Below are 21471 nucleotides of genomic sequence, written 5' to 3' on the forward strand. Positions count from 1 at the left end.
ACGAGCTGGGCACGCACGTGGGCCGATACGTACTTCGCCGCCTGCTGCAGATGATCCCGGTGTTCTTCGGTACGACACTGTTGATCTATCTGCTGGTGTGGGTGGTCCCCGGTGACCCGTTCGCGGGCAAGTGCGGGGAACGCGACTGTCCGGACTCCTACATCAACGAGATGCGGGAGAAGTTCAACCTGGACGACCCGTTCTTCGTGCAGTACTTCAAGTACCTCGGCAACCTGCTGCAGGGCGACTTCGGCGAGACGTACTCGGGCAGGCCGGTCAGCGAGCTGATCGCGGGCGCCTACCCGGTCAGCCTGCGGCTGGCCGTCGTGGCGCTGCTCATCGAGGCGGTCATCGGGATCACCGCCGGCGTGCTCACCGGGCTGAGCAAGCGCCGCTTCCTCGACAACCTGGTGCTGGTGTCCACCCTGTTCCTGATCTCCGTCCCGGTGTTCGTCACCGGTTTCGTGCTGCAGTTCGTGTTCGGCCTGCAGCTGGACATCTTCCCGCCGACGGTGCCCGACCGGAACGCCTCGGTGTTCGACCTGCTGCTGCCCGGCCTGGCGCTGGCCAGCCTGTCCATGGCCTACGTCGCGCGGCTCACGCGGGCCAGCATCGCGGAGAACAAGCGGGCCGACTACGTCCGCACCGCGGTGGCCAAGGGCCTGCACCCGCGCCGCGTGGTCGGCGTGCACCTGCTGCGTAACTCGCTGATCCCGGTGATCACCTTCCTCGGCGCCGACCTCGGCGCGTTCCTCGGCGGGGCGATCGTCACCGAGGGCATCTTCAACGTGCCGGGGCTCGGCGGGCTGATTTTCCGGTCCATCGCGTCGAAGGAGGGCGCGGTCGTCACCGGCATCGTGGTGCTGCTGGTGCTGGTGTACCTGGTGCTGACCCTGCTGGTCGACCTGGCCTACGCCGTTCTCGACCCGAGGATCCGTTATGACTGACCCCAACGCGGCGACGGCCGGCGAGACCGTCCAGGCGGTGACCAGGGAGGGCAGGCCCCGAGGGCTGTTCGCCGACGCCTGGTACGAACTGCGCAGACGGCCGATGTTCTGGCTGTCCGCAACGCTCATCCTGCTCGTGCTGCTGATGGCCGCGTTCCCGCAGCTGTTCACCTCGGTGGACCCGAACTACGCCGACCTGTCCCGCAGCAGGCAGCCACCGTCGGGCGAGGCCTGGTTCGGCTACGACAACCAGGGCGGCGACGTCTACGCCAGGACGATCCACGGGGCCAGGGCGTCGTTGCTGGTCGGCCTGCTGGCGACGGCGGCGACCGTGTTGCTCGGTGCGACGCTCGGCGTACTCGCCGGTTACCACGGAGGGTGGCTCGACACGGTGCTGTCTCGGATCTCAGACATCTTCGTGGGCCTGCCGTTCGTGCTCGGCGCCATCGTCATCCTGTACACGTTCAACACCCCGGGCAGCACGCCCAGCGGTGTGCGGGTGATGACGCAGGTCGTCCTGTCGATCGCCGTGCTGGCGTGGCCGGTTGCCATGCGGATCATGCGGTCGGCGACGATCACCGCCAAGCAGCAGGACTACGTCAAGGCGGCACGGGCGCTCGGCGCCGGCCCGGGCAGGGTGATCGTGCGGCACATGCTGCCCAACACCGTCGCCCCGGTGCTGGTGTACGCGACGATCGCGCTCGGCGCGTTCATCGGTGTCGAGGCGACGTTGTCGTTCCTCGGCGTCGGGCTGCGCCCGCCGGTGGTGTCCTGGGGTGTGATGATCAGCGCCGCCAAGGACTACATCCGCGTCGCGCCGCACATGCTGCTGTTCCCGGCCGGTTTCCTCACCCTCACCGTGCTCGCGTTCGTCACGCTCGGCGACGCGGTGCGTGAGGCACTCGACCCGAAGCTTAGGTGACCCATGGAACCGTTGCTGGAAGTTGACGGCCTGGAGGTCGAGTTCCGTACCCGGGACGGCGTCGCCAGGGTGCTGAGCGGGGTGAGCTGGCACGTCGGTGCCGGTGAGACGCTGGCCATCCTCGGTGAGTCCGGTTCCGGCAAGAGCGTCACGGCGCATGCCATCCTCGGCATCCTGGACACCCCGCCCGCCTTCGTCACCGGTGGTGCCGTCCGGTTCCGCGGTGAGAACCTGCTGACGGCGAAGGAGGAACGCAGGCGGGAGGTCCGCGGCGCCGGGATCGCCATGGTGTTCCAGGACGCCCTGTCCGCGTTGAATCCGGTGTTCACCGTCGGGTTCCAGATCGCCGAGCAGTTGCGGACCCGCCGTGGACTGTCCAAACGCGAGGCCCGCGCACGTGCGGTCGAGCTGCTGGACATGGTGCACATCCCGAATCCCAGACAACGGCTCGACCAGTACCCGCACGAGTTCTCCGGCGGGATGCGGCAGCGCGCCATGATCGCCATGTCGCTGGCGCTGGACCCGGAGGTCCTGATCGCCGACGAGCCGACGACGGCACTGGACGTCACCGTGCAGGCGCAGATCATGGACCTGCTCGACGAGATGCGCAGGGAACGCGACATGGGCCTGGTCCTCATCACGCACGATCTCGGGGTCGTCGCCGAGGTGGCCGACCGGATCGCGGTGATGTACGCGGGCCGGATCGTCGAGGAGTCCGATGTGTACTCGCTGTACCGGCGTCCGTCGCATCCCTACAGCGAGGCGTTGCTGGAATCCGTGCCACGGCTGGACTTCAAGGGCAAGCGGCTCAACAGCATCTCGGGCCTGCCGCCCAGCCTGCTGAACGTCCCGCCGGGCTGCCCCTTCCACCCTCGGTGTCCCCGGGCGGAAGACGTCTGCTCCGACCAGCGTCCGGAGCTGGCCAGGCTGGACGGCGGTCAGTACAGCGCCTGCCACTTCGCGGAGGAGGTGGTCCGCGGTGGCTGAGTCCATTCTGGAGGTACGCGACCTGGTCAAGCACTTCCCGGTGACCAGGGGCATCCTGTTCCGGCACACGGTCGGTCAGGTGAAGGCCGTCGACGGCGTGTCGTTCGACCTGGCACGCGGGGAGACGCTCGGCGTGGTCGGCGAGTCGGGCTGCGGCAAGTCCACGCTCGCGCAGGTGCTGATGCGTCTCGAACCGCCGACGTCGGGAACGGTCCGCTTCGAGGGCAGGGACATCTTCGCCATGGGCCAGGCCGAGCTGCGCCGGCTGCGGCGGGAGATCCAGATCGTGCTGCAGGACCCGTACACCTCGCTGAATCCGAGGATGACCGTCGGTGACATCGTCGGTGAGCCGTTCGAGATTCACCCCGAGGTGGCGCCGAAGGCGCAGCGGCGGCAGAAGGTGCGGGAGTTGCTGGAGGTTGTCGGCCTCAACCCCGAGCACATCAACCGCTACCCGCACCAGTTCTCCGGCGGTCAGCGGCAGCGGATCGGGATCGCGCGGGCACTGGCGCTGCGGCCGAGCGTGATCATCTGCGACGAGCCGGTGTCCGCGCTGGACGTGTCGATCCAGGCGCAGGTGCTCAACCTGCTCGCCGATCTGCAGCGCGAGTTCGGCCTGTCCTACATCTTCATCGCGCACGACCTGTCGGTGGTGCGGCACCTGTCCGACCGGGTCGCCGTGATGTACCTGGGCAAGATCGTGGAAATCGGTACCGAGGACGAGATTTACACGCGGGCGACCCATCCGTACACGCAGGCGCTGCTGTCGGCCGTGCCGGTGCCCGACCCGGCGGCGCGGCAGCGGCGGCAGGTCATCCGGCTGACCGGCGACGTGCCCAGCCCGATCGATCCGCCGTCCGGCTGCCGGTTCCGGACCCGCTGCTGGAAGGCCGAGGACCTGTGTGCCGAGAAGGTCCCGGAGCTGGTGCCCCGGGCCGCCCCGCAGGCGTCGGCCTGCCACTTCGCGGCGGAATGATCAGCTTTTCTGCCGCAGCAGGCTTTCCACGGCCGAGGGAACGGTGGTCTCGAAGTCGAGCAGCTTCGCCCACTCCGGCTCGACGGTGATGAGCACCATCTCGTCGTACAGACCGCGCACGCCCTGTTCCCACCGGTCGAAGTGCTCGGCGGGGGTCACCTTCCTGGACGCCTCGATGTAGGCGTCGGGCACGCCGTCGACCCGCAGCAGCCGTGCGGTGCCACGGACCAGCAGGACCTTCGGCGGCCACTGGCCCTGGGTGTCGATGGTGATCGCCACCTTGGGGTTGCGCCGCAGCGCGGGGACCTTGGCGGAGTTCGGTACGGTCGCCATCACGATGTTCTCGCCATCCCAGTGGAACGCGATCGGGACCACCCGCGGTGCCCCGTCGAGCCCGTCGTAGGCCAGGCGGGCCGGGATCGACGAGCCCAGCAGTTCCTGCGCGTACGGCCTGGCCAGTACCTCGGCGACGTCCTCACGCTTCATGTCCGGCTCCTCTGCTCGAGTGGGTTCACCGGTGGGACGGAGCCGGGCGGGGGATCTCGACATCCCGGCCGGATATTCCTACTCGCGCCCGCCGAGCAGGGCAAGTACGGCCTGCCGGGCCTTGCCGGCGTCGGGCTCGGCGCCGGTGATGACGTCGGTGTAGATGAACGACTCGGCGATCCGGACCACCAGGTAGGCCAGGTCCGGGATCGGCAACGGGGGGTCGAGCGTGCCTGCCTCGGCCTCCTCTGCCAGTAGCTCGGCGACCGTGTCGATGGTGCGCCGCTGCACGACGCTGGCCTTCGTGGTCAGCAGCCGCAGCGCCCGCTCCGGCTCGTTGCGCAGGAACGCCGAGAACGCGGCATCGTCGTTGACCGCCCGGACGTAGGACCCGACGAGGTCGGCCACCCGCGCCGCGCCGCTGCCCCGGGCGGCCCGCAGGTGCCGGGCGAACGCAGCCTCGGTCAGCGACCAGATCACCTCGCCGAGCAGCTTGTCGCGGTTGCCGATCCGGCGGAACAGTGTCGCCCTGCTGACGCCCAGTTCGGTGGCGAGGTCGACCATGTCGATCTTCCGCCCGGCCAGGAACCACTTCCTGGCCACCTCGAACGCAGTGCTCACCAGATCACATTAACAGCCGCGTGAGACGAATGTAGGATCGTCTCATCGGCTACGAGGAGGACAGATGCGCGCAGTGCAGGTGACCGAGTTCGGCGGGCCGGAGGTGCTCACCCCGGTCGAGCTGCCCGAGCCGGAGCCCCGGGACGGGCAGGTGCTGATCGCGGTCGACCACATCGGGGTCAACTACGCCGACACGCACCAGGCCGAGAACAGCTACCTCGCCCCGAGCAAGCTGCCGCTCGTGCCGGGCGGCGAGGTCGTGGGCAGAACTGCCGACGGCAGCCGGGTCGTCGCGTTGCTGAACGGTGGCGGCTACGCGGAGAAGGCGGTCGCCAGGCAGGACTGGGCGTTCCCGGTGCCGGACGAGGTCGACGACCTGACCGCACTGTCGTTCATCGTGCAGGGCAGCACGGCCTGGCTGCTGCTGCGGCGCAGCGCGCACCTGGCCGAGGGTGAGTCGGTCGTGGTGCACGCTGCCGCGGGTGGTGTCGGCAGTATCGCCGTCCAGCTCGCCAAGGCGTGGGGTGCCGGCCGGGTGATCGCCACCGCGAGCAGTGCGGCCAAGCGCGAACTGGCGCTGGAACTCGGCGCGGACGTCGCCGTCGACTCGCGGGCCGAGGACATGACCGCGACCCTGCTGGAGGCCAACGGCGGCAAGCCGGTCGACATCGTGCTGGACATGACCGGGGGCAGCACCACCGACGGCAGCATCAAGGCGCTCGCGCCGTTCGGCAGGCTGGCGTTCTACGGAATGGCCAGCCGCGAGCAGCCCAAGCCGGTGGAACTGCGTAACCTGCTCGGCCACTCGACGACCATCGCCGGCATGTGGCTGCCGCACGTGTTCACCCTGCCCGGCAACGTGTTCGGCGAGGCGATGGCCGACCTGTTCGCGCTGGCGACCGCCGGCGAGATCCGCGCGGTCGCGGGTGGTGAGTACGGCCTCTCGGAGGCCCGTGCCGCCCACGAGGCGCTGCGTGCCCGCGGCACCACCGGCAAGCTCATGCTGGACCCGAAGCGCTGAGCCGGGCACCCAAGCTCGTGAAGGCCACCTTCATTACGTCTCACGTGGTGAAGGTGACCTTCACGTGCTTTGCGGCATGGCGGGGTTGCCTCGTTCACGGGCTTGGCGGCGTTGCCAGCAGGTCGTCGAGCGGGGCCGCCTTGTGCAGGCACTCCTGCCACTCCCGCTCGGCGACCGAGTCGGCGGTGATCCCGCCGCCGACGCCCAGCCACAGCCGGTCGCCGTGCAGTTCGAACGTCCGGATGGCCACGTTCAGCTCCAGCCCGGCGACCGGCGAGGCCAGCCCCACCGCGCCGGTGTAGACGCCCCTCGCGGTGCCCTCCAGCTCCGCGATCAGCTCCAGCGCGCGGATCTTCGGCGCGCCGGTGACCGAGCCGGGTGGGAACGTCGCGGCCAGCAGGTCCGCGTCACCACGCCCGGCCGCGAGCTCGGACTCCACTGTGGACTCCAGGTGCCAGACGCCGGGAGCCGGGCGCACCGTCAGTAGCTCGGGAACCCTGACGCTGCCGACGGTGCTGACCCTGCCGAGGTCGTTCCGCACCAGGTCGGTGATCATCACGTTCTCCGCGACGTCCTTTGTGGACTTCCGGAGTTCGGCGGCGAGATGGTCGTCCGCCGGACCGCGTCGCGGCAGGGTGCCCTTGATCGGGGTGGACCGGACGCGGTCGCCGTGCCGGGACAGGAACAGCTCCGGCGACAGCGACACCACCGCGCCCCAGTCCCCGGCCAGCATCGCCGCCCGCCGCGGAGCCAGCCTGCGGACGCCCTCGGCGAACAGGTCGTGCGGCGTCCCGGTGAACCGGCAGGAGAAGCGGGTGCAGATGTTGGCCTGGAACAGCTCGCCGGCCTCGATCTCGTGAACGCAGGATTTCACCGCGGCGTGGTGGTCCGACGCCAGCGGCCGGTCGAGCCGGGCGGGCGTCCAGGTTCCGGCAGCTGGAGCAGGGCCGGACAGCAGCCGGTCCAGTTCGGCGGCCAGCGCATCCGGTTCCGGCTGCCCGTCGGGCACCAGCGCCTCGAACCACCACCGCCCGCCGGTGTCCCGCCGCAGTACGTGGTCGGCCCAGCCCCACACCGCCGCTGGCAGTGCCGACCGCCTGCCGGACGGGTCGGTCAGGTCGTAGGACAGGTAGCCGAACCAGCCGCCGCCGACCGCCCCCGGCGGGGCGTCCCCGACCTCCGGCTGCCTGCCCGGCACGTCGAACGCCTCGTCGGCACCGTAGGGGCGGGTGTCGAGTCTGGGAACCAAGACAGCAGTGCTGCCGAACCACTCCCCGCAGAGCGCCGCTGTCTTGAATCCCAGACTCTCGGCGCGCGCGGCGAGCAGGCGGAGCGCCACGTCGGGCGCGACCGCCGACCGCAACGCCCTGCGCACCAGCCGCATGGCCACATTCTTCTCACGGCGTGCCACCCGAACGGAAGCCGCGAACGGTCACAACCTGGGGCGAGATGACTCACAGGGGTCGATTTCGGTCAGCCGCCCGTCGAGCCGCAGCCATCGGGTGACCCCGATCGTGCGCAGGAACGGCAGGTCGTGACTGGCCACGACGAGCGCCCCGGAGTAGGCGGCGAGTGACTGGCCGAGCTGGCGCACGCTGGCCAGGTCCAGGTTGTTGGTCGGCTCGTCCAGCAGGAGCAGCTGCGGGGCGGGCTCGGCCAGCAGCAGGGTCGCCAGTGTGGCGCGGAACCGTTCGCCGCCGGACAGCGTGCCGGCGAGCTGGTCGGCCCGCGTGCCGCGGAGCAGGAAGCGGGCCAGCCGCGCGCGGATGGTGTTGTTCGACGCCGACGGTGCCGCACGGGCGACGTTGTCGACAGCCGACAGCTCGTCGTCCAGTACGTCCAGCCGCTGGGGTAGCCAGCGGGCCGGCACGTGCAGGGTCACCTCCCCGGCCACCGGCGGGAGGTCGCCGAGCACCGTCCGCAGCAAGGTCGTCTTGCCCGCGCCGTTGTCGCCGACGAGCGCGATCCGTTCCGGGCCCCGCACGTCGAGATCGGCCAGTGCCCCGTTCCGCAGCTCCACTTCGGACAGCCGGAGCACCTCGCGTTCCTGCGGGACGGCCGTCGCCGGCAGGTCGACGCGGATCTCGTCGTCCTGCCGCACGCCGTCCTCGGCCGCCTTGAGCCGGTCCATCGCCTGGTCCAGCCGGTCGATGTGCAGATTGCGGTACTTGCCCGCGGCGATCTCGGCGTCCTCGGCACGCTTGCGCATGCGGACCTTCGGCTCCCGCTTCTGGTCGAACATCTTCTGGCCGTAGCGCCTGCGGCGCGCCAGCTTCGTCTGCGCCTCGATCAGCTCCCGCTTCTGCCGCCTGACGTCGGACTCGGCTGCCCGCAACGCGCGCTCGGCGGCCTCCTGTTCCGCGGCCAGCGCGGCTTCGTAGTCGTCGATGTTCCCGCCGTAGTAGGCGATCTCACCCTCGCGCAGATCACCGATCCGGTCGACCAGACGCAGCAGCTCGCGGTCGTGCGAGACGATGACCAGCACGCCCTTCCACGACCGGACTGTCTCGTATACCAGACCGCGGGCCCGCTGATCGAGGTTGTTGGTCGGCTCGTCGAGCAGCAGCACGTCCGGTTCCCGCAGGATCTGGGCGGCCAGGCCGAGCAGCACCACCTCGCCACCGGACAGCTCGCCGACGTGTCTGGTCACCGAGACATGGCCGAGCCCGAGCTGGTCGAGTGTCGCGCGGGTGCGTTCCTCGACGTCCCACCGGTCACCGACGACGGCGAAGTGCCGCTCGTCGGTGTCGCCTGCCTCGATGGCGGCGATGGCCGCGCGAACGTCGACGATTCCGAGCACCTCGTCGACCCGGCGCCGCGCGTCGAGGACGAGGTTCTGCGGCAGGTAGCCGAGCCGCCCGGTGACGCTGATCGTCCCCGCCGCGGGGGTCAGCTCACCCGCGATGAGCCGCAGCAGGGTCGACTTGCCCGAGCCGTTGACGCCGACCAGGCCGGTCCGGCCCGCGCCGAGCACGGTGTCCAGGCCGCCGAACACGAAGCTGCCGTCGGGCCAGGCGAAGTCCAGCCCCGCGATCACGATCGCCGACATCAGCGCACCTCCGGTCCGGCCGTCTCGGTCAGCCTGCCCCCGGCCAGCCGTAGCCACCGGGTGATGCCGATCTCGGCGAGGAAGCGCTCGTCGTGACTGACCACGACGAACGCGCCCTCGTAGGCGTTCAGCGCGCCGGTCAGCTGACCGACGCTGACCAGGTCGAGGTTGTTGGTCGGCTCGTCGAGCAGGAGCAGTTGCGGGGCGGGCTCGGCGAACAGCACACACGCCAGCGTCGCCCGCAGCCGCTCGCCGCCGGAGAGCACGCCCACCGGCAGGTGGATGCGGTCGCCGCGGAACAGGAACCGGGCCAGCAGGTGCATGGCCTTGTCGTCGGGCAGCTCTGGCGCGGCGTCGCGCAGGTTCTGCACCACCGTGCGGTCGAGGTCGAGCAGGTCGAGCCGCTGGGACAGGTAGGCGATGCGGCCGTCGGCGCCGCTCACCTCACCGGCGTCCGGCGCGGACTGCCCGGCGACGACACGCAGCAGCGTGGACTTGCCCGAGCCGTTCGCGCCGAGCAGCGCGATCCGCTCGGGACCGCGGATGGCCAGGTCGACGCCGGGATCGGCGAAGACGTCCCGGACCCGCAGGCCCTCGCCGAGGAACACCGTCCGGCCGGCTGGCACGTTGCTCTGCGGCAGCGACAGGGAGATCTTCTGGTCCTCCCGCAGCGAGCGGCCCGCCTCGTCGAGCCGGGCCTTCGCCTCGCTGACCCGCTGGGCGTGGGTGCCGTCGGCCTTGCCTGCCGTCTCCTGCGCCTTACGAGCGAAGTTGCCCGCGTGCAGGCGTGAGATGCCGGCCGAGGACAGGTTGCGTGCCGCGTTGCTGGCCCGCCGGGCGGCCCGTTCGCGGGCGACCTGCATCTCCCGCTTCTCCCGTTTGAGGTCCTGCTCGGCGTTGCGGATGTTGCGCTCGGCGACCTCCCGTTCGGCCCGCAGCGCCTCCTCGTAGTCGCTGAAGTTGCCGCCGAACTGCCGCAGTTCACCGCGGTGCAGCTCGGCGATCCGGTCCATGGTGTCCAGCAGCGTGCGGTCGTGGCTGACCACCAGCAGCGAGCCCCGCCAGTCGGCGAGCACGTCGAGCAGCCGGTGCCGGGCGTCCAGGTCGAGGTTGTTCGTCGGCTCGTCGAGCAGCAGGACGTCGGGTTGCTTCAGTAGCTGCGCGGCCAGGCCGAGGGACACCGCCTGGCCGCCGGACAGCGTGCCCATCGGGCGGTCCAGCTCGACGTCGCCGAGTCCGAGCCTGCCGAGCACGACCTTGGCGCGGTCCTCGATGTCCCAGTCGGTGCCGATCGTGGTGAAGTGCGCCTCGTCGGCGTCGCCACCCTCGATGGCCCGCAGTGCCCGCAGGACGGGCGCGATCTCCAGCACCTCGGCGACGGTGAGGTCGGCGATGAGCGGCAGCGTCTGCGGCAGGTAGCCGAGCACGCCGTCGACGGAGACCGAGCCCGACGCCGGCCGCAACTCACCCGCGACCAGCCGCAGCAGGGTGCTCTTGCCCGCGCCGTTGGGCGCGACCAGTCCGGTGCGGCCGCTACCGACGGTGAACGAGAGGCCGTCGAAGACAGGAGTGTCGTCCGGCCAGGAAAAGGACAGGTTGGAACAAATGATCATGTAGGGCGCTTCCGGAAGTCGGCGCGGGCAGACGGCCCGGCGCGAGGACAGGGCTCAGGACACGACGAACCGGGCCACCGGACGGACGGCGGCCTGCGGTGCCGGGCTCACCCGGAGATGTCGTCCTCGCCTACCATGACTTCCTCTCAGCGGTCACTCGCGGTGAGCATGTTAGATCAGGACGTCGGCCAGCGTAAAGGGATATACGACGGCGTCGTAGCCGATCTCGCCGTGGAAGCCGGGGACCGCGTCGCCGCCACCGTGCTGGTGCAGGCCGAGCCGCGGATGGAACCAGCCGGGCCTGCCGGGAATGCCGTTGTGCCGGACCAGCCACAGGATCACTTCGCTGTCGGCCCAGCGGTCCGGGTGCAGCCGGTGCTGCCAGTCCTCGTAGCGCGCGTAGACGAGTACGCGTTCCAGGCCGGTCGCCTGCCGCACCGCCTTGATCCACGATTTGATGAACCGGTCGTCCACACTGTCCACTTCGACGTCCAGCGTCGGCGCGAGCGATCCGGGAGACAAAGCGCCGAGCCGTTTCGCGGTGCGGACGAAATGTTCGACCTGATCGTGTACCGAACCCGGCCGGGCGAAGTGCCGCGCGCCGGTGTGAATACCGGCTTCCTGCGCCTGACGCAGATTACGGGCCGCCGCTGTATCGCTCCAGTTCGTGCTTTCGGTGATCGTCACGGCGGCGAAAACGACGCCGCCGGCACGCACCGCGGCCCAATTGTCCACGGCGTCGTGATGGGACAGGTTTATCCCACGTTCCGGCTCCGGTTCCCGCATGTTCTGCCCTCTGTCCACTCCCCGTGGGGCAGAGCATGCCACGAAATACCGAAATCGGAGCGGAGCCGGAACGCGGGGCGTGTCCTTATGACGGATATCTCAGGCGTTCTCCTTCTGGAACTTGCGTGTTCCCCACCAGACGGCGAGAACGGCCATGACGACCAGCACGACGCAGCCGGTGAACAACGCGTCCATCGTGAAGTCACCGCGGAACGTCGCGCGGTTCGCCTCGACGACGTGGCTGAACGGGTTGACCCGGGAGATCGCGTACAGCCAGTCCGGCGCGAGCCCGGTGGTGATCGGCAGCAGGATCCCGGACAGCAGCAGCAACGGCATCAGCACCGCGTTCAGCAGCGCCGGGAACGCGTCCTCGGTCTTGATCGACATCGCCAGCGCGTAGGACGCCGACGACATCGTCAGCGCCAGCAGCCCGACGATGACCAGGCTGAGCAGGATCCCCGCAGCCGGTGCACGCAGTCCGAACGCCACCATCGCCAGCGCGATCAGCAGCACCGCCTGGAACAGCGCCTGCAGCACGTTGTTCAGCACCTTGCCGAGCAGCAGCGCCACGCGGCTGGCCGGGGTCACCCGCAGCCGTTCGACGATGCCGAGCCGCTGCTCGGCCATCAGTCCGAACCCGACGAACGAACTGCCGAACAACGCGATCATGACGATCAGGGCGGGCGTGAAGATCGACCACACGTCACCGGGCGGGAACCCGGGGGTGTTCTCGACGATCTTCTCCATCAACGGTCCGAACAGCACCAGGTACAGCAGCGGCTGCATGATCTGGATCATCAGCCACGCCGGGTCGCGGACCGCCTGGCGGAACTCGCGTCCGAAGACCAGCGACGTGTCACGCAACACCGGCGGCCTCCTTCTCCTCGGCGGGAGCCGACTCCTCGGCGTCCCGCAGGGTGCGGCCGGTCAGCGTCAGGAAGACGTCGTCCAGTGTCGGCCGGTTCACCTGTACCGACAGCATCCGGATGTTCGCGGCATCCAGCGCGCGCAGCAGCTCGGGCATGGCCGTATCGCCGCGGGGGACCCGGAAGCGGACCTGGCCGTCCAGAGTGGACACCTCGTGCGCGCCGGCCAGCCTGCCGGCGATCTCCGCGGCCGCATCGACCGAGTCCGGTTCGACACCCACGGTGACGCCGTCGCCGCTGACCTGCGCCTTGAGCGCGTCCGGCGTGCCCTCGGTGACGATCCGGCCGTCGTCGATGACCAGGATCCGGTCACACAGGTTGTCGGCCTCGTCGAGGTAGTGCGTGGTCAGGAAGACGGTGACGCCGCGCCGGTCACGCAGGTCGCGGATGTGTTCCCACAGGTTGGCCCTGCTCTGCGGGTCCAGGCCGGTGGTCGGTTCGTCGAGAAAGATCAGCCCTGGCTCGTGGACGAGCCCGAGCGCGATGTCCAGCCTGCGGCGCTGGCCGCCGGACAGTGTCCTGGTGAGCCGGGTGTCGAGCCCCGCGAGATCGAGCCGCTCGGTGAGCACGCCGGCCCTGCGCCGGACCTCGGCCCGGCTGAGCCCGTAGAGCCTGCCCTGGAACTCGATCTCCTCGATGACCCTGGCCTCGGGGGAGGTGCCGCCGCCCTGGGCGACGTACCCGATCCGCTTGCGAACCCCCAGTGGATCGGTCAGCAGATCGCAGCCGCCGACCGTCGCCTCGCCCGCCGTGGGGCGCAGCAGCGTGGTCAGCATGCGCAGCGTGGTGGTCTTGCCGGCCCCGTTCGGGCCGAGAAAGCCGACGAGTTCGCCGTCGGCCACGTCGATGTCGACGCCCTTGACCGCGTCGACCGTGCGACCCCGGGCGGCGAACCGCCTGCTGAGGCCGCGGGCCCTGATCATGACTTCCCCTCTCGTAATCAAGCTTGACTAGTGGAACGGACACAACTGTGCCGCAGGCGAGGACAGCTAGTCAAACTTGATTACTTGACGGGTGTGCCGAACGACGGCTCGTGGTCGTCGGCCATCACGTAGTCGCCTGCGCGCAGCCGCCCGATGACCTCGCCGGTCCACCGGACGTCGGCCTCGACGTGCACCAGCCACAGCCGGTACAGCTCCTCGATGTGCGCGGGCTGGCCCCACTCCTGGGCGCTGCTGAGCAGGCTGCGGGCGTTGGCGGTCTGCGACTCCAGCTGGGTGAGCCGGTGGGTCAGCAGCGAGATGGCCCGCTCCCTGGTCAGCTGCGGCATCAGGGTCATCGCGGCGGACAGCTCGTAGGAGGTGCCCGGCTGGTCCTCCACGCCGGACAGGCCCCTGGACAGGCGCACCATGAAGTCGGTCTCGCCGTCGGGGGTGAGCCGGTACGCCGTGCGCTCGGGCCCCCGGCCGGGCTCGGTGGCGACCTCCTCCAGCAGGTTCTCCGCGGCCATCTTCTTCAGCGCGTGGTAGATCGACCCGGGCGCGACGTTGCCCCACTTGTCCGCCGACCAGGTCAGCAGCTCCCTGCGCACCTGGTAGCCGTGTGCCTGGCCGAGCATCCGCACGACGCCCAGCACCAGCAACCGGGTAGCTGACACCGGCGGCCCCTCCGCTCTTCCCGATGAAAACCGATATGACGGCATCCGTAGGCTAAACAGGTATGAGCATCCCAGTTCTCACCGCGGTGGCCTGGCCCTATGCCAACGGCCCCCGCCACATCGGCCACGTCTCCGGGTTCGGGGTCCCCTCCGACGTCTTCTCGCGCTACCAGCGAATGGCCGGCAACCGGGTGCTCATGGTCTCCGGGACCGACGAACACGGCACGCCCATCACCGTCCAGGCCGACAAGGAGGGCCTGACCTCGCAGCAGACCGCCGACAAGTACACCCGGCAGATCGGCGAGGACCTGCGTGGCCTCGGCCTGACCTACGACCTGTTCACGCGGACGACCACCGGCAACCACGCCGCGGTCACCCAGGAGATCTTCCTGGCCCTGCACCGCAACGGCTACGTCGTCCCGAAGGTCACCCGCGGCGCCATCAGCCCGTCCACCGGGCGGACGCTGCCCGACCGCTACGTCGAGGGCACCTGCCCGATCTGCGGTTACGACGGTGCCCGCGGCGACCAGTGCGACAACTGCGGCAACCAGCTCGACGCCGCCGAACTGATCAACCCGCGGTCGCGGATCAACGGCGAGACGCCGAAGTTCATCGAGACCGAGCACTACTTCCTCGACCTGTCCGCGTTCACCGAGACGCTGGGCAAGTGGCTGTCCACCAAGACCGACTGGCGGCCCAACGTCCTCAACTTCACCCGCAACCTCGTCGACGACATGCGGCCCCGGCCGATCACCCGCGACCTGGACTGGGGCGTGCCGGTGCCGCTGGACGGCTGGCGCGACCAGTCGATGAAGCGGTTCTACGTCTGGTTCGACGCGGTGATCGGATACTTCTCGGCCAGCGTCGAGTGGGCGCGCCGGTCTGGGAACCCAGACGCCTGGCAGCAGTGGTGGAACAACGCGGACGCGCGGTCGTACTACTTCATGGGCAAGGACAACATCACCTTCCACGCCCAGATCTGGCCGGCCATCCTGTTCGGCCACAACGGCCAGGGCGACCGGGGTGGCGAGCCGGGGCGTTACGGCCTGCTCAATCTGCCGAACGAGATCGTCTCCAGCGAGTTCCTCACCATGAGCGGCTCGAAGTTCTCGACCTCGCGCGGCACGGTCATCTACGTCAACGACTTCCTGCGTGAGTTCGGCCCGGACACCCTGCGCTACTTCATCTCGGCGGCAGGCCCTGAGACCCAGGACACGGACTTCACCTGGGAGGAGTTCGTCCGCAGGACCAACTTCGAGCTGGCCAACGAGTGGGGCAACCTGGTCAACCGGTCCGTGTCGATGGCCCACAAGAACAACGGCGCCATTCCGGCACCGGCGGCGCCCGCGCCGGCCGACGAGGAGCTCAAGGCGCTGGCCCGCGCGGCCTTCGGCACGGTTGGGGAGCACCTGTCGCGGTCCCGGTTCAAGCAGGCGCTGGCCGAGGCCATGAAGGTCGTCTCCGCGGCGAACAAGTACATCTCCGACCAGGAGCCGTGGAAGCTGAAGGAGGACACCGACCGCCGCGACGCTGTGCTGCACACGGCGCTGCAGGTCGTCTCCGACGCGAACACCCTGCTCACCCCGTTCCTGCCGCACGCGGCGCAGAAAGTGCACGAGGCGCTCGGCGGCACCGGGGTGTGGGCGGCGCAGCCGGAGCTGAGTGAGGTCGAGGACCTCGACATCCCCGGCCGGATCAACCCGATCCTGTCCGGCGACTACGCGGCCGAGCAGGCCGAGTGGACGTCCAAGCCGGTCGAGGTGGGCAGGCCGCTGGCCAAGCCGACGCCGCTGTTCCCCCGCCTGGACGCCGAACTCGGCGAGACCGGCCCGGAGTGGGCTCCGATCGAGAAGTGAGCAATAAAGAACTACCACCGGTGCCGGAGCGTCTTCCGGCACCGGTGGTCGACTCCCACACGCACATGGACGCCTGCGGCGCGGTCACCGCCGAGGACGTGCGGGCCATGGTGGACCGTGCCGAGGCGGCCGGCGTGACCCGGGTGGTGACCGTCGCGGACGACCTCGCCGCGGCGCGCTGGGCCGCCGAAGCGTCCACCTGGGACGAACGGGTGTTCGCCGCAGTGGCCGTGCATCCCACGCGTACCAAGGACTTCGGCGAGGCCGAACGGTCCGAGGTGGAGCGTCTGGCCGGCCAGACACGGGTCGTCGCCGTCGGCGAGACGGGGCTGGACTACTACTGGGACTACTCGCCGCACGACGCGCAGCAGGAGGCCTTCCGCTGGCACATCGACCTGGCCAAGCGGCTCGGCAAGACGCTGATGATCCACGACCGCGACGCCCACGAGGACGTCCTGCGGATCCTGGCCGAGGAGGGTGCGCCGGAGCGGGTGGTGTTCCACTGCTTCTCCGGGGACGCGGACTTCGCCCGCCGCTGCCTCGACGCGGGCCACGTGCTGTCCTTCGCCGGCACGGTGACCTTCCGCAATGCGCGTGACCTGCGGGAGGCGGCGGTGCTGGCGCCTGCGGGGCAGTACCTCGTCGAGACGGACGCGCCGTTTCTGACCCCGCACCCGTTCCGCGGGCGGCCGAACGAGCCGTACTGCACCGCCTACACGGTCCGGCACCTCGCCGAGGTGCGTGGCGAGAGCGTCGAGACGGTCGCCGACGCGGTGCGGCAGGCAGCCGAACACGTCTTCCAACTCCCCAGTGTTACTTAGGGTTGAACGCATTGCGACATCCGGGGTCTCGGCTCGGCCACCCGGTGGAGTGATGCAGATCACGACACTCCGGGGGGTGTTTGCGCAACCTCCCGGTCTTCGTTACTGTCCCGTGATCGTGCCGGCTGGTTGCCCGCTAACGGCGACCGTCGGAACGCCCACAGTCACGTCAGTGCACGTCGGGGAGGTGACTCGGGGCCCAGCGGCCCTGGTTGCCATGGATGGCGCTGACTGCGGGAGCCGGATGAGTGGTGTGCCCTCATGGACGCGGGCGCGCCCGAATGAAGGCACACGGCCTTTTGGAAAGGGATCGACCCAGTGACTGGTGGCTACAGGCGCGATGACTCGCGCCGGGACACTTCGAGCTTCTTCACCTCGCAGCCCGACGCCACGGCGTACGTCGGCTCGGTGGCAACGCTCGACAGGCCCGAGGAACACGCGGGTGAACTGGACTTCTCGGCGTTCTCCGACGACCTGAACATCACCGAGCAGGACGTGCTGGCCGTCCTCGGCCCCGACGCCGAGGCGATGATGGCCGAGGCCGACATCGACGTCGACGAGCTGATCAGGCTCATCAACGCCGAGACCACGATGCTGCCGCCGATCGTCATCCCGGACGCGGCGGCCGAGAGCGGTGAGACCGAGCTGGAGCCGGTCGTCGTCGCCGCGAAGACCTGGAAGCAGCGCTTCCTCAAGGGCGCCGCGCTGGCCGTACTGCTGACGCTGGGCGGCGGCGGTGCCGCCGCCATGGCGATGAACAAGCACGTGACCGTGAACGTCGACGGTCAGGAGCAGACGGTCCGCAGCTTCGGCGACACCGTCGGCGAGGTCCTGGAGGACGCCGAGCTGACGATCGGCGCGCACGACGCGCTGTCCCCGTCGCCGGACGCCGCCGTCTCCGACGGCGAGGTCATCACCCTGGAGCGCGGCCGCCAGCTCAACCTGGTCGTCGACGGCTCGCAGCGGCAGTCCTGGGTACGGGCGACCACCGTCGCCGACGCCATCAGCCAGCTCGGCGTGCCGGAGGCGAGCAAGCCGGGCACCTGGTTCTCGCTGCCGCAGGACGGCAAGCTGCCGCTGGAGGGCGCGACCCTCGAGATCAAGACGCTGAAGAACATCACGCTGTACGACGGCGCCAGCGAGCCGAAGAAGATGACCACGAACGCGGTCACCACCAAGGAGCTTCTCGGCGAGCTGCGGCTGACCCTCGGCCCGGAGGACAAGGCCGACGGCGGCCTGGACTACAAGCTCACCGACGGCGCCGAGGTGCACATCAGCCGCACCGGCGTCAGCGTGATCCAGGAGAAGGAGACCATCGACCCGCCGGTCGAGAAGATCGAGGACCCCGAGCTCGAGAAGGGCAAGGAAGAGGTCGTCGAGCAGGGCGAAGCCGGCGAGAAGATCGTCACCTACAAGGTCACACGCGAGAACGACAAAGAGGTCGCTCGTGAGGAGATCAAGGAAGAGATCATCAAGGAGGCCAAGCCGAAGAAGGTCAAGGTCGGCACCAAGAAGGCGCCGAACCCGGCCATCTCCGACGGCGCGGTCTGGGACCGGCTCGCCCAGTGCGAGGCCGGTGGCAGGTGGAACGCCAACACCGGCAACGGCTACTACGGCGGCCTCCAGTTCAACGCGAGCACCTGGCGCGCCTACGGAGGCGACCAGTACGCCCCGCTGCCGCACCAGGCGACCAGGGAGCAGCAGATCGCCACGGCGACCAAGCTGCGGGACTCCCGCGGTGGCTACGGCGCCTGGCCGCACTGCTCCAGCAAGCTCGGGCTGCCGAAGTAAGCTTCCTGGGTGGTTACTCCCGCCGGCCTGCTCGGGCCGGCCGAGATTCGCGCGCTCGCGGCCGAGCTGGCCGTCCGGCCGACGAAGAAGCTCGGCCAGAACTTCGTACACGACCCGAACACGGTGCGCCGCATCGTCGACCTGGCCGGGGTCGGCGCCGGTGACGTGGTGCTGGAGGTCGGCCCCGGCCTGGGCTCGCTGACGCTGGGGCTGCTGGCCGCCGGTGCGTCGGTGTCCGCGGTGGAGATCGACCCTGTCTTGGCGACCAGACTGCCCGCGACCGTGCGCGAGCACGCGCCTGCCGTGGCCGACCGGCTGGCGGTGTACCCGGCCGACGCGCTGCGGCTGCGGGCCGCCGACCTCGCCGAGCGGCCCACCGCGCTGGTGGCCAACCTGCCGTACAACGTGGCCGTGCCGGTGGTGCTGCACCTGCTGGCCGAGCTGCCGTCGCTGGAGCGGGCGCTGGTGATGGTCCAGACCGAGGTGGCCGACCGGATGGCCGCCGGTCCGGGCAGCCGCACCTACGGCGTCCCCAGCGTGAAGCTGGCCTGGTATGGCCGCGCCAGGAAGGTGGCGGCGGTGCCGAGGTCGGTGTTCTGGCCGGTCCCCAACGTGGACTCGGCTCTTGTCTCGTTCTCCAGACAGCCCGTCGAGTCCACTGTGGACCGTGAGGTGGTCTTCGCTCTCGTCGACGCCGCGTTCGCACAGCGTCGCAAGACCCTGCGGGCCGCACTGGCCGGCTGGGCGGGCTCGGCCGAACGGTCCGGACAGGTGCTCGCCGCCGCCGGCGTCGACCCCCGGACCAGGGGCGAGCAGCTCACGGTCGCCGACTACGTCCGCATCGCGGACGCTGCGTCGACCGTGTGATCTGTGCCAAGGGACTTGCGTTTCAGGATGTGGATCGGGTGTACTTCTAATCGTCCATCCCGAGCGACCGAGAGACCTGGCTCGTCGACGTCGCAGCAACCACCCGACCCCGGGCAGGTGCTAACGCCAGGACCGATGGAGGATCCTGTGTACCGCTCGCGCATGCTCACCAGGCGCCGGGTCGTCGATGAGTGCCGCCGCACCGTCAGTGCGTGTCGTCGCTCAACCGCAACCGCCTGAGATCCGACCCGACCTCGCTTGACCGTCCACAGTAGACGGCTTATTCGCTGACGGACAACGTGCGCGCAGCAGCCTGCGTGTGCGTCCCCATGCAGGAGCAAACTCCCGTGATCACTGTCGAAAACCTGAGCAAGTCCTTCCCCGGTCCCGTTGTCGCGCTCCGCGACGTGACCCTCGACGTCGGCGCCGGCTCGCTGTTCGGCGTCGTCGGCCCGGCCGGCGCCGGCAAGTCGACCCTCGCTCGTTGCGTTGCCCTGCAGGAGCGGCCCGACCGCGGTGTCGTGCGGCTGGACGGGCAGAACACGGCGGGGCTGGACGGCAGGCGGCTGCGTGAGGTGCGCAGGCAGGTCGGCGTCGTCGACCCTCGGGCGAAGCTGCAGACCGAGCGGACCGTGGCCGGCAACGTCGCGGCGCCGCTGGAGCGGCTCGGCCTGGACGGGCCGGTGCGCCGGTCACGTGTGGGCACGCTGCTGGACCTCGTCGGGCTGACCCAGCGGGCCGGTCACCTGCCCGGTGACCTGACCGAGGGCCAGCGGCGCAGGGCCGCGCTGGCTCGCGCGCTCGCCGCGGCCCCTTCGGTGCTGCTGGCCGACGACCCCACCGCGGACCTGCCGGCCGAGGAGATCGGCGGGGTGCTCACCGTCCTGGACCGTGCCCGCGCCGAGCTGGGCCTGACCGTGCTGCTGACCACGAACGACGCGGGCGTGGTCCGGCGGCTGTGCGACGACCTGGCCATCCTCGACGACGGCACCGTCGTCGAGAGCGGCAACGTGCTGTCGCTGCTGACCACCCCGGGCAGTCAGACGGCGCAGGCGCTGCTGCCGGACATCGAGACGCCGAGGGCGCAGGCCGCGCGCTACGACCGGTCGGCCGACGTGGTGCTGATCGGCTTCGCCGCGGTCGGTGCCCTGCTGCCGGAGGCCGCGAACCGGTTCGGCGTCGACATCGCCACCATCGGCGGTGGCCTGACGCGCATCGGCGACACCCCCGTCGGCAGGCTGCGCCTGGGTATCCGCGGCGTCGAGGCCGACGCGGCCCTCGCCTGGGTCGCCGAGCGCGGCGCCCATGTCACCCGTCCGGCCGACGGGCCACGCAGCGTAGCCGCCTGACTCCCGTCGGAAGGGGAGCAAGGGAGCTTTACTCTCGTCTTAGGGTAGTAAAGCTCCCTTGCTCCTTACGGGAGTGGCGGGTGGGGCTGGTGGGACACCTGGGGGTGAACGGCGCGGGTGGCCCGCGAGGTGGTGGATGCGGGTAGTTTTCCCGCCAAAGTCCGGTCCGTTCCCTGGTTCCGAGAGGTACGCTTCCGGGTCAGCAGCTGCTGGCGGCTTGCCAGCTACGCTGTCCGGCCCAGGGTTCGACGGGCCGCGGACGGAGGGACTGCGCATGGCTGGCCGTCGTGGGGACACCAGGGAACGCATCCGTGAGGTGGCCCTGAAGCTGTTCATCAGGCAGGGCTACGAGAAGACCACGCTGCGTGAGATCGCCGAGGAACTCGAGGTCACCAAGGCCGCGCTCTACTATCACTTCCCCACGAAGGAGGCGATCGTCCGCTGCCTCGTCCAGGAGCTGGTCGCCCTGATCGACGAGCTGATCGCCTGGGTCGAGGCGAAGCCGCCGGGGCCCCAGCTCCACGTGGAGTTCCTCGGCCGGTTCAGCGAGGTGGTCAGCGGTGACTTCGGCAGGCTCATCCTCTTCGTGCAGCACAACCTGCCGACGATGCGCGACATCGTCGGCGCCGGTGCGGTCGGGGAGCGGCTGACCACGTTGTTCGACCTGCTGTACCGCGGCGAGGACCCCGAGGCGCGGCTGCGGATCAGGCTGGCCCTGATCGCCGTGTTGTTCGGCAACAACGCCACTGTCCTGACCGACCGGCGCAGGGAACCGCAGCCGGAGCTGGCCCTGCGGGTCGCGCTGGATCTGGCTTCTCCTCGCGCATCGGCGGTATCGACGGGCACGTAGGCTGGA

General features: G+C 69.9%; 20 protein-coding genes and 1 riboswitch. Of the genes, 11 read left to right on the forward strand and 9 right to left on the reverse strand.

All coding sequences use genetic code 11. The features are described from left to right. Nucleotides 1-17 precede the first annotated feature (17 nt). Genes EWH70_RS13535 through EWH70_RS13550 form a run of 4 tightly spaced genes read left to right on the forward strand, consistent with a single transcriptional unit; the run spans nt 18 to nt 3832 of the window. Entirely contained in the window at nt 18-947 is a 930-nt protein-coding gene (locus EWH70_RS13535; RefSeq protein ID WP_130475705.1) for an ABC transporter permease, read from the forward strand. Next, nucleotides 940-1869: an ABC transporter permease gene (locus EWH70_RS13540; protein ID WP_130475706.1), complete on the forward strand. Its 930-nt coding sequence runs from the start codon at nt 940-942 to the stop codon at nt 1867-1869. The genes EWH70_RS13535 and EWH70_RS13540 overlap by 8 nt, the downstream gene beginning before the upstream one ends. A 3-nt stretch (nt 1870-1872) precedes the next feature. Continuing rightward, on the forward strand, nt 1873-2856 hold the full coding sequence (locus EWH70_RS13545; protein ID WP_130475707.1) for an ABC transporter ATP-binding protein: 984 nt from the start codon (nt 1873-1875) through the stop codon (nt 2854-2856). Continuing rightward, nucleotides 2849-3832: an ABC transporter ATP-binding protein gene (locus EWH70_RS13550; RefSeq protein ID WP_130475708.1), complete on the forward strand. Its 984-nt coding sequence runs from the start codon at nt 2849-2851 to the stop codon at nt 3830-3832. Before EWH70_RS13545 ends, EWH70_RS13550 begins: the two co-directional genes overlap by 8 nt. On the opposite strand, the gene EWH70_RS13555 is transcribed toward EWH70_RS13550, so the two are convergent. Both EWH70_RS13555 and EWH70_RS13560 read right to left on the reverse strand, forming a co-directional pair. After that, nucleotides 3833-4318: a pyridoxamine 5'-phosphate oxidase family protein gene (locus EWH70_RS13555; protein ID WP_130475709.1), complete on the reverse strand. Its 486-nt coding sequence runs from the start codon at nt 4316-4318 to the stop codon at nt 3833-3835. A gap of 78 nt (nt 4319-4396) precedes the next feature. After that, complete coding sequence (locus tag EWH70_RS13560; protein WP_130475710.1) at nt 4397-4939, reverse strand: QsdR family transcriptional regulator; 543 nt, start codon at nt 4937-4939, stop codon at nt 4397-4399. A gap of 64 nt (nt 4940-5003) precedes the next feature. Here EWH70_RS13560 and EWH70_RS13565 point away from each other — a divergent pair, with 64 nt between their 5' ends. After that, nucleotides 5004-5960 carry a quinone oxidoreductase family protein gene (locus EWH70_RS13565; protein ID WP_130475711.1) on the forward strand — a complete coding sequence of 319 codons (957 nt, stop codon included), beginning with the start codon at nt 5004-5006 and terminating at the stop codon, nt 5958-5960. A gap of 94 nt (nt 5961-6054) precedes the next feature. On the opposite strand, the gene EWH70_RS13570 is transcribed toward EWH70_RS13565, so the two are convergent. The 7 genes from EWH70_RS13570 to EWH70_RS13600 form a co-directional block, all read right to left on the reverse strand. Next, a complete protein-coding gene (locus EWH70_RS13570) occupies nt 6055-7344 on the reverse strand; it encodes an aminodeoxychorismate synthase component I (RefSeq protein WP_130475712.1) in 1290 nt (429 codons plus the stop codon). Between the two features lie 48 nt (nt 7345-7392). Continuing rightward, entirely contained in the window at nt 7393-9009 is a 1617-nt protein-coding gene (locus tag EWH70_RS13575; protein ID WP_130475713.1) for an ABC-F family ATP-binding cassette domain-containing protein, read from the reverse strand. Beyond that, entirely contained in the window at nt 9009-10622 is a 1614-nt protein-coding gene (locus EWH70_RS13580; protein ID WP_130475714.1) for an ABC-F family ATP-binding cassette domain-containing protein, read from the reverse strand. The genes EWH70_RS13575 and EWH70_RS13580 overlap by 1 nt, the downstream gene beginning before the upstream one ends. Before the next feature lie 171 nt (nt 10623-10793). Next, nucleotides 10794-11408 (reverse strand): glycoside hydrolase family 25 protein, encoded by a 615-nt coding sequence (locus EWH70_RS13585; RefSeq protein ID WP_130475715.1) that lies wholly within the window; start codon nt 11406-11408, stop codon nt 10794-10796. Nucleotides 11409-11507: 99 nt separating this feature from the next. Continuing rightward, a complete protein-coding gene (locus EWH70_RS13590; RefSeq protein WP_130475716.1) occupies nt 11508-12275 on the reverse strand; it encodes an ABC transporter permease in 768 nt (255 codons plus the stop codon). Continuing rightward, nucleotides 12265-13257, reverse strand: a complete 993-nt coding sequence (locus EWH70_RS13595; protein ID WP_130475717.1) for an ABC transporter ATP-binding protein — start codon at nt 13255-13257, stop codon at nt 12265-12267. The genes EWH70_RS13590 and EWH70_RS13595 overlap by 11 nt, the downstream gene beginning before the upstream one ends. Before the next feature lie 80 nt (nt 13258-13337). Continuing rightward, complete coding sequence (locus EWH70_RS13600; protein ID WP_130475718.1) at nt 13338-13931, reverse strand: PadR family transcriptional regulator; 594 nt, start codon at nt 13929-13931, stop codon at nt 13338-13340. 62 nt (nt 13932-13993) lie between these two features. On the opposite strand from EWH70_RS13600, the gene metG reads away from it, so the two are divergent. The 6 genes from metG (at nt 13994) to EWH70_RS13630 (ending at nt 21465) form a co-directional block, all read left to right on the forward strand. Beyond that, complete coding sequence (gene metG, locus EWH70_RS13605) at nt 13994-15787, forward strand: methionine--tRNA ligase (RefSeq protein ID WP_130475719.1); 1794 nt, start codon at nt 13994-13996, stop codon at nt 15785-15787. Further along, the gene (locus EWH70_RS13610) at nt 15784-16608 is read left to right on the forward strand and encodes a TatD family hydrolase (RefSeq protein WP_130475720.1); all 825 of its coding nucleotides are present in this window, start codon (nt 15784-15786) and stop codon (nt 16606-16608) included. The genes metG and EWH70_RS13610 overlap by 4 nt, the downstream gene beginning before the upstream one ends. A gap of 408 nt (nt 16609-17016) precedes the next feature. After that, a complete protein-coding gene (locus EWH70_RS13615) occupies nt 17017-18399 on the forward strand; it encodes a resuscitation-promoting factor (RefSeq protein WP_240686970.1) in 1383 nt (460 codons plus the stop codon). 9 nt (nt 18400-18408) lie between these two features. Further along, nucleotides 18409-19266 carry a 16S rRNA (adenine(1518)-N(6)/adenine(1519)-N(6))-dimethyltransferase RsmA gene (gene rsmA, locus EWH70_RS13620; RefSeq protein ID WP_165436263.1) on the forward strand — a complete coding sequence of 286 codons (858 nt, stop codon included), beginning with the start codon at nt 18409-18411 and terminating at the stop codon, nt 19264-19266. 51 nt (nt 19267-19317) lie between these two features. Next, a riboswitch (SAM riboswitch) is annotated at nt 19318-19408 on the forward strand. 205 nt (nt 19409-19613) lie between these two features. Then, complete coding sequence (locus tag EWH70_RS13625) at nt 19614-20615, forward strand: methionine ABC transporter ATP-binding protein (protein WP_165436264.1); 1002 nt, start codon at nt 19614-19616, stop codon at nt 20613-20615. Nucleotides 20616-20889: 274 nt separating this feature from the next. After that, nucleotides 20890-21465 carry a TetR/AcrR family transcriptional regulator gene (locus EWH70_RS13630; protein ID WP_130475723.1) on the forward strand — a complete coding sequence of 192 codons (576 nt, stop codon included), beginning with the start codon at nt 20890-20892 and terminating at the stop codon, nt 21463-21465. Nucleotides 21466-21471 lie beyond the last annotated feature (6 nt).

This window comes from Amycolatopsis suaedae, assembly GCF_004214935.1.
Classification (GTDB): Bacteria; Actinomycetota; Actinomycetes; order Mycobacteriales; family Pseudonocardiaceae; genus Amycolatopsis; species Amycolatopsis suaedae.

What these genes read in the sequence shown, in the direction of transcription:
- EWH70_RS13545 (WP_130475707.1), top strand. Translation starts at nt 1,873, where the DNA reads ATGGAACCGTTGCTGGAAGTTGACGGCCTGGAGGTCGAGTTCCGTACC.
- EWH70_RS13580 (WP_130475714.1), bottom strand. Translation starts at nt 10,622, where the DNA reads ATGATCATTTGTTCCAACCTGTCCTTTTCCTGGCCGGACGACACTCCT.
- EWH70_RS13540 (WP_130475706.1), top strand. Translation starts at nt 940, where the DNA reads ATGACTGACCCCAACGCGGCGACGGCCGGCGAGACCGTCCAGGCGGTG.
- EWH70_RS13585 (WP_130475715.1), bottom strand. Translation starts at nt 11,408, where the DNA reads ATGCGGGAACCGGAGCCGGAACGTGGGATAAACCTGTCCCATCACGAC.
- EWH70_RS13595 (WP_130475717.1), bottom strand. Translation starts at nt 13,257, where the DNA reads ATGATCAGGGCCCGCGGCCTCAGCAGGCGGTTCGCCGCCCGGGGTCGC.
- EWH70_RS13630 (WP_130475723.1), top strand. Translation starts at nt 20,890, where the DNA reads ATGGCTGGCCGTCGTGGGGACACCAGGGAACGCATCCGTGAGGTGGCC.
- EWH70_RS13575 (WP_130475713.1), bottom strand. Translation starts at nt 9,009, where the DNA reads ATGTCGGCGATCGTGATCGCGGGGCTGGACTTCGCCTGGCCCGACGGC.
- EWH70_RS13565 (WP_130475711.1), top strand. Translation starts at nt 5,004, where the DNA reads ATGCGCGCAGTGCAGGTGACCGAGTTCGGCGGGCCGGAGGTGCTCACC.
- metG (WP_130475719.1), top strand. Translation starts at nt 13,994, where the DNA reads ATGAGCATCCCAGTTCTCACCGCGGTGGCCTGGCCCTATGCCAACGGC.
- EWH70_RS13555 (WP_130475709.1), bottom strand. Translation starts at nt 4,318, where the DNA reads ATGAAGCGTGAGGACGTCGCCGAGGTACTGGCCAGGCCGTACGCGCAG.
- EWH70_RS13570 (WP_130475712.1), bottom strand. Translation starts at nt 7,344, where the DNA reads ATGCGGCTGGTGCGCAGGGCGTTGCGGTCGGCGGTCGCGCCCGACGTG.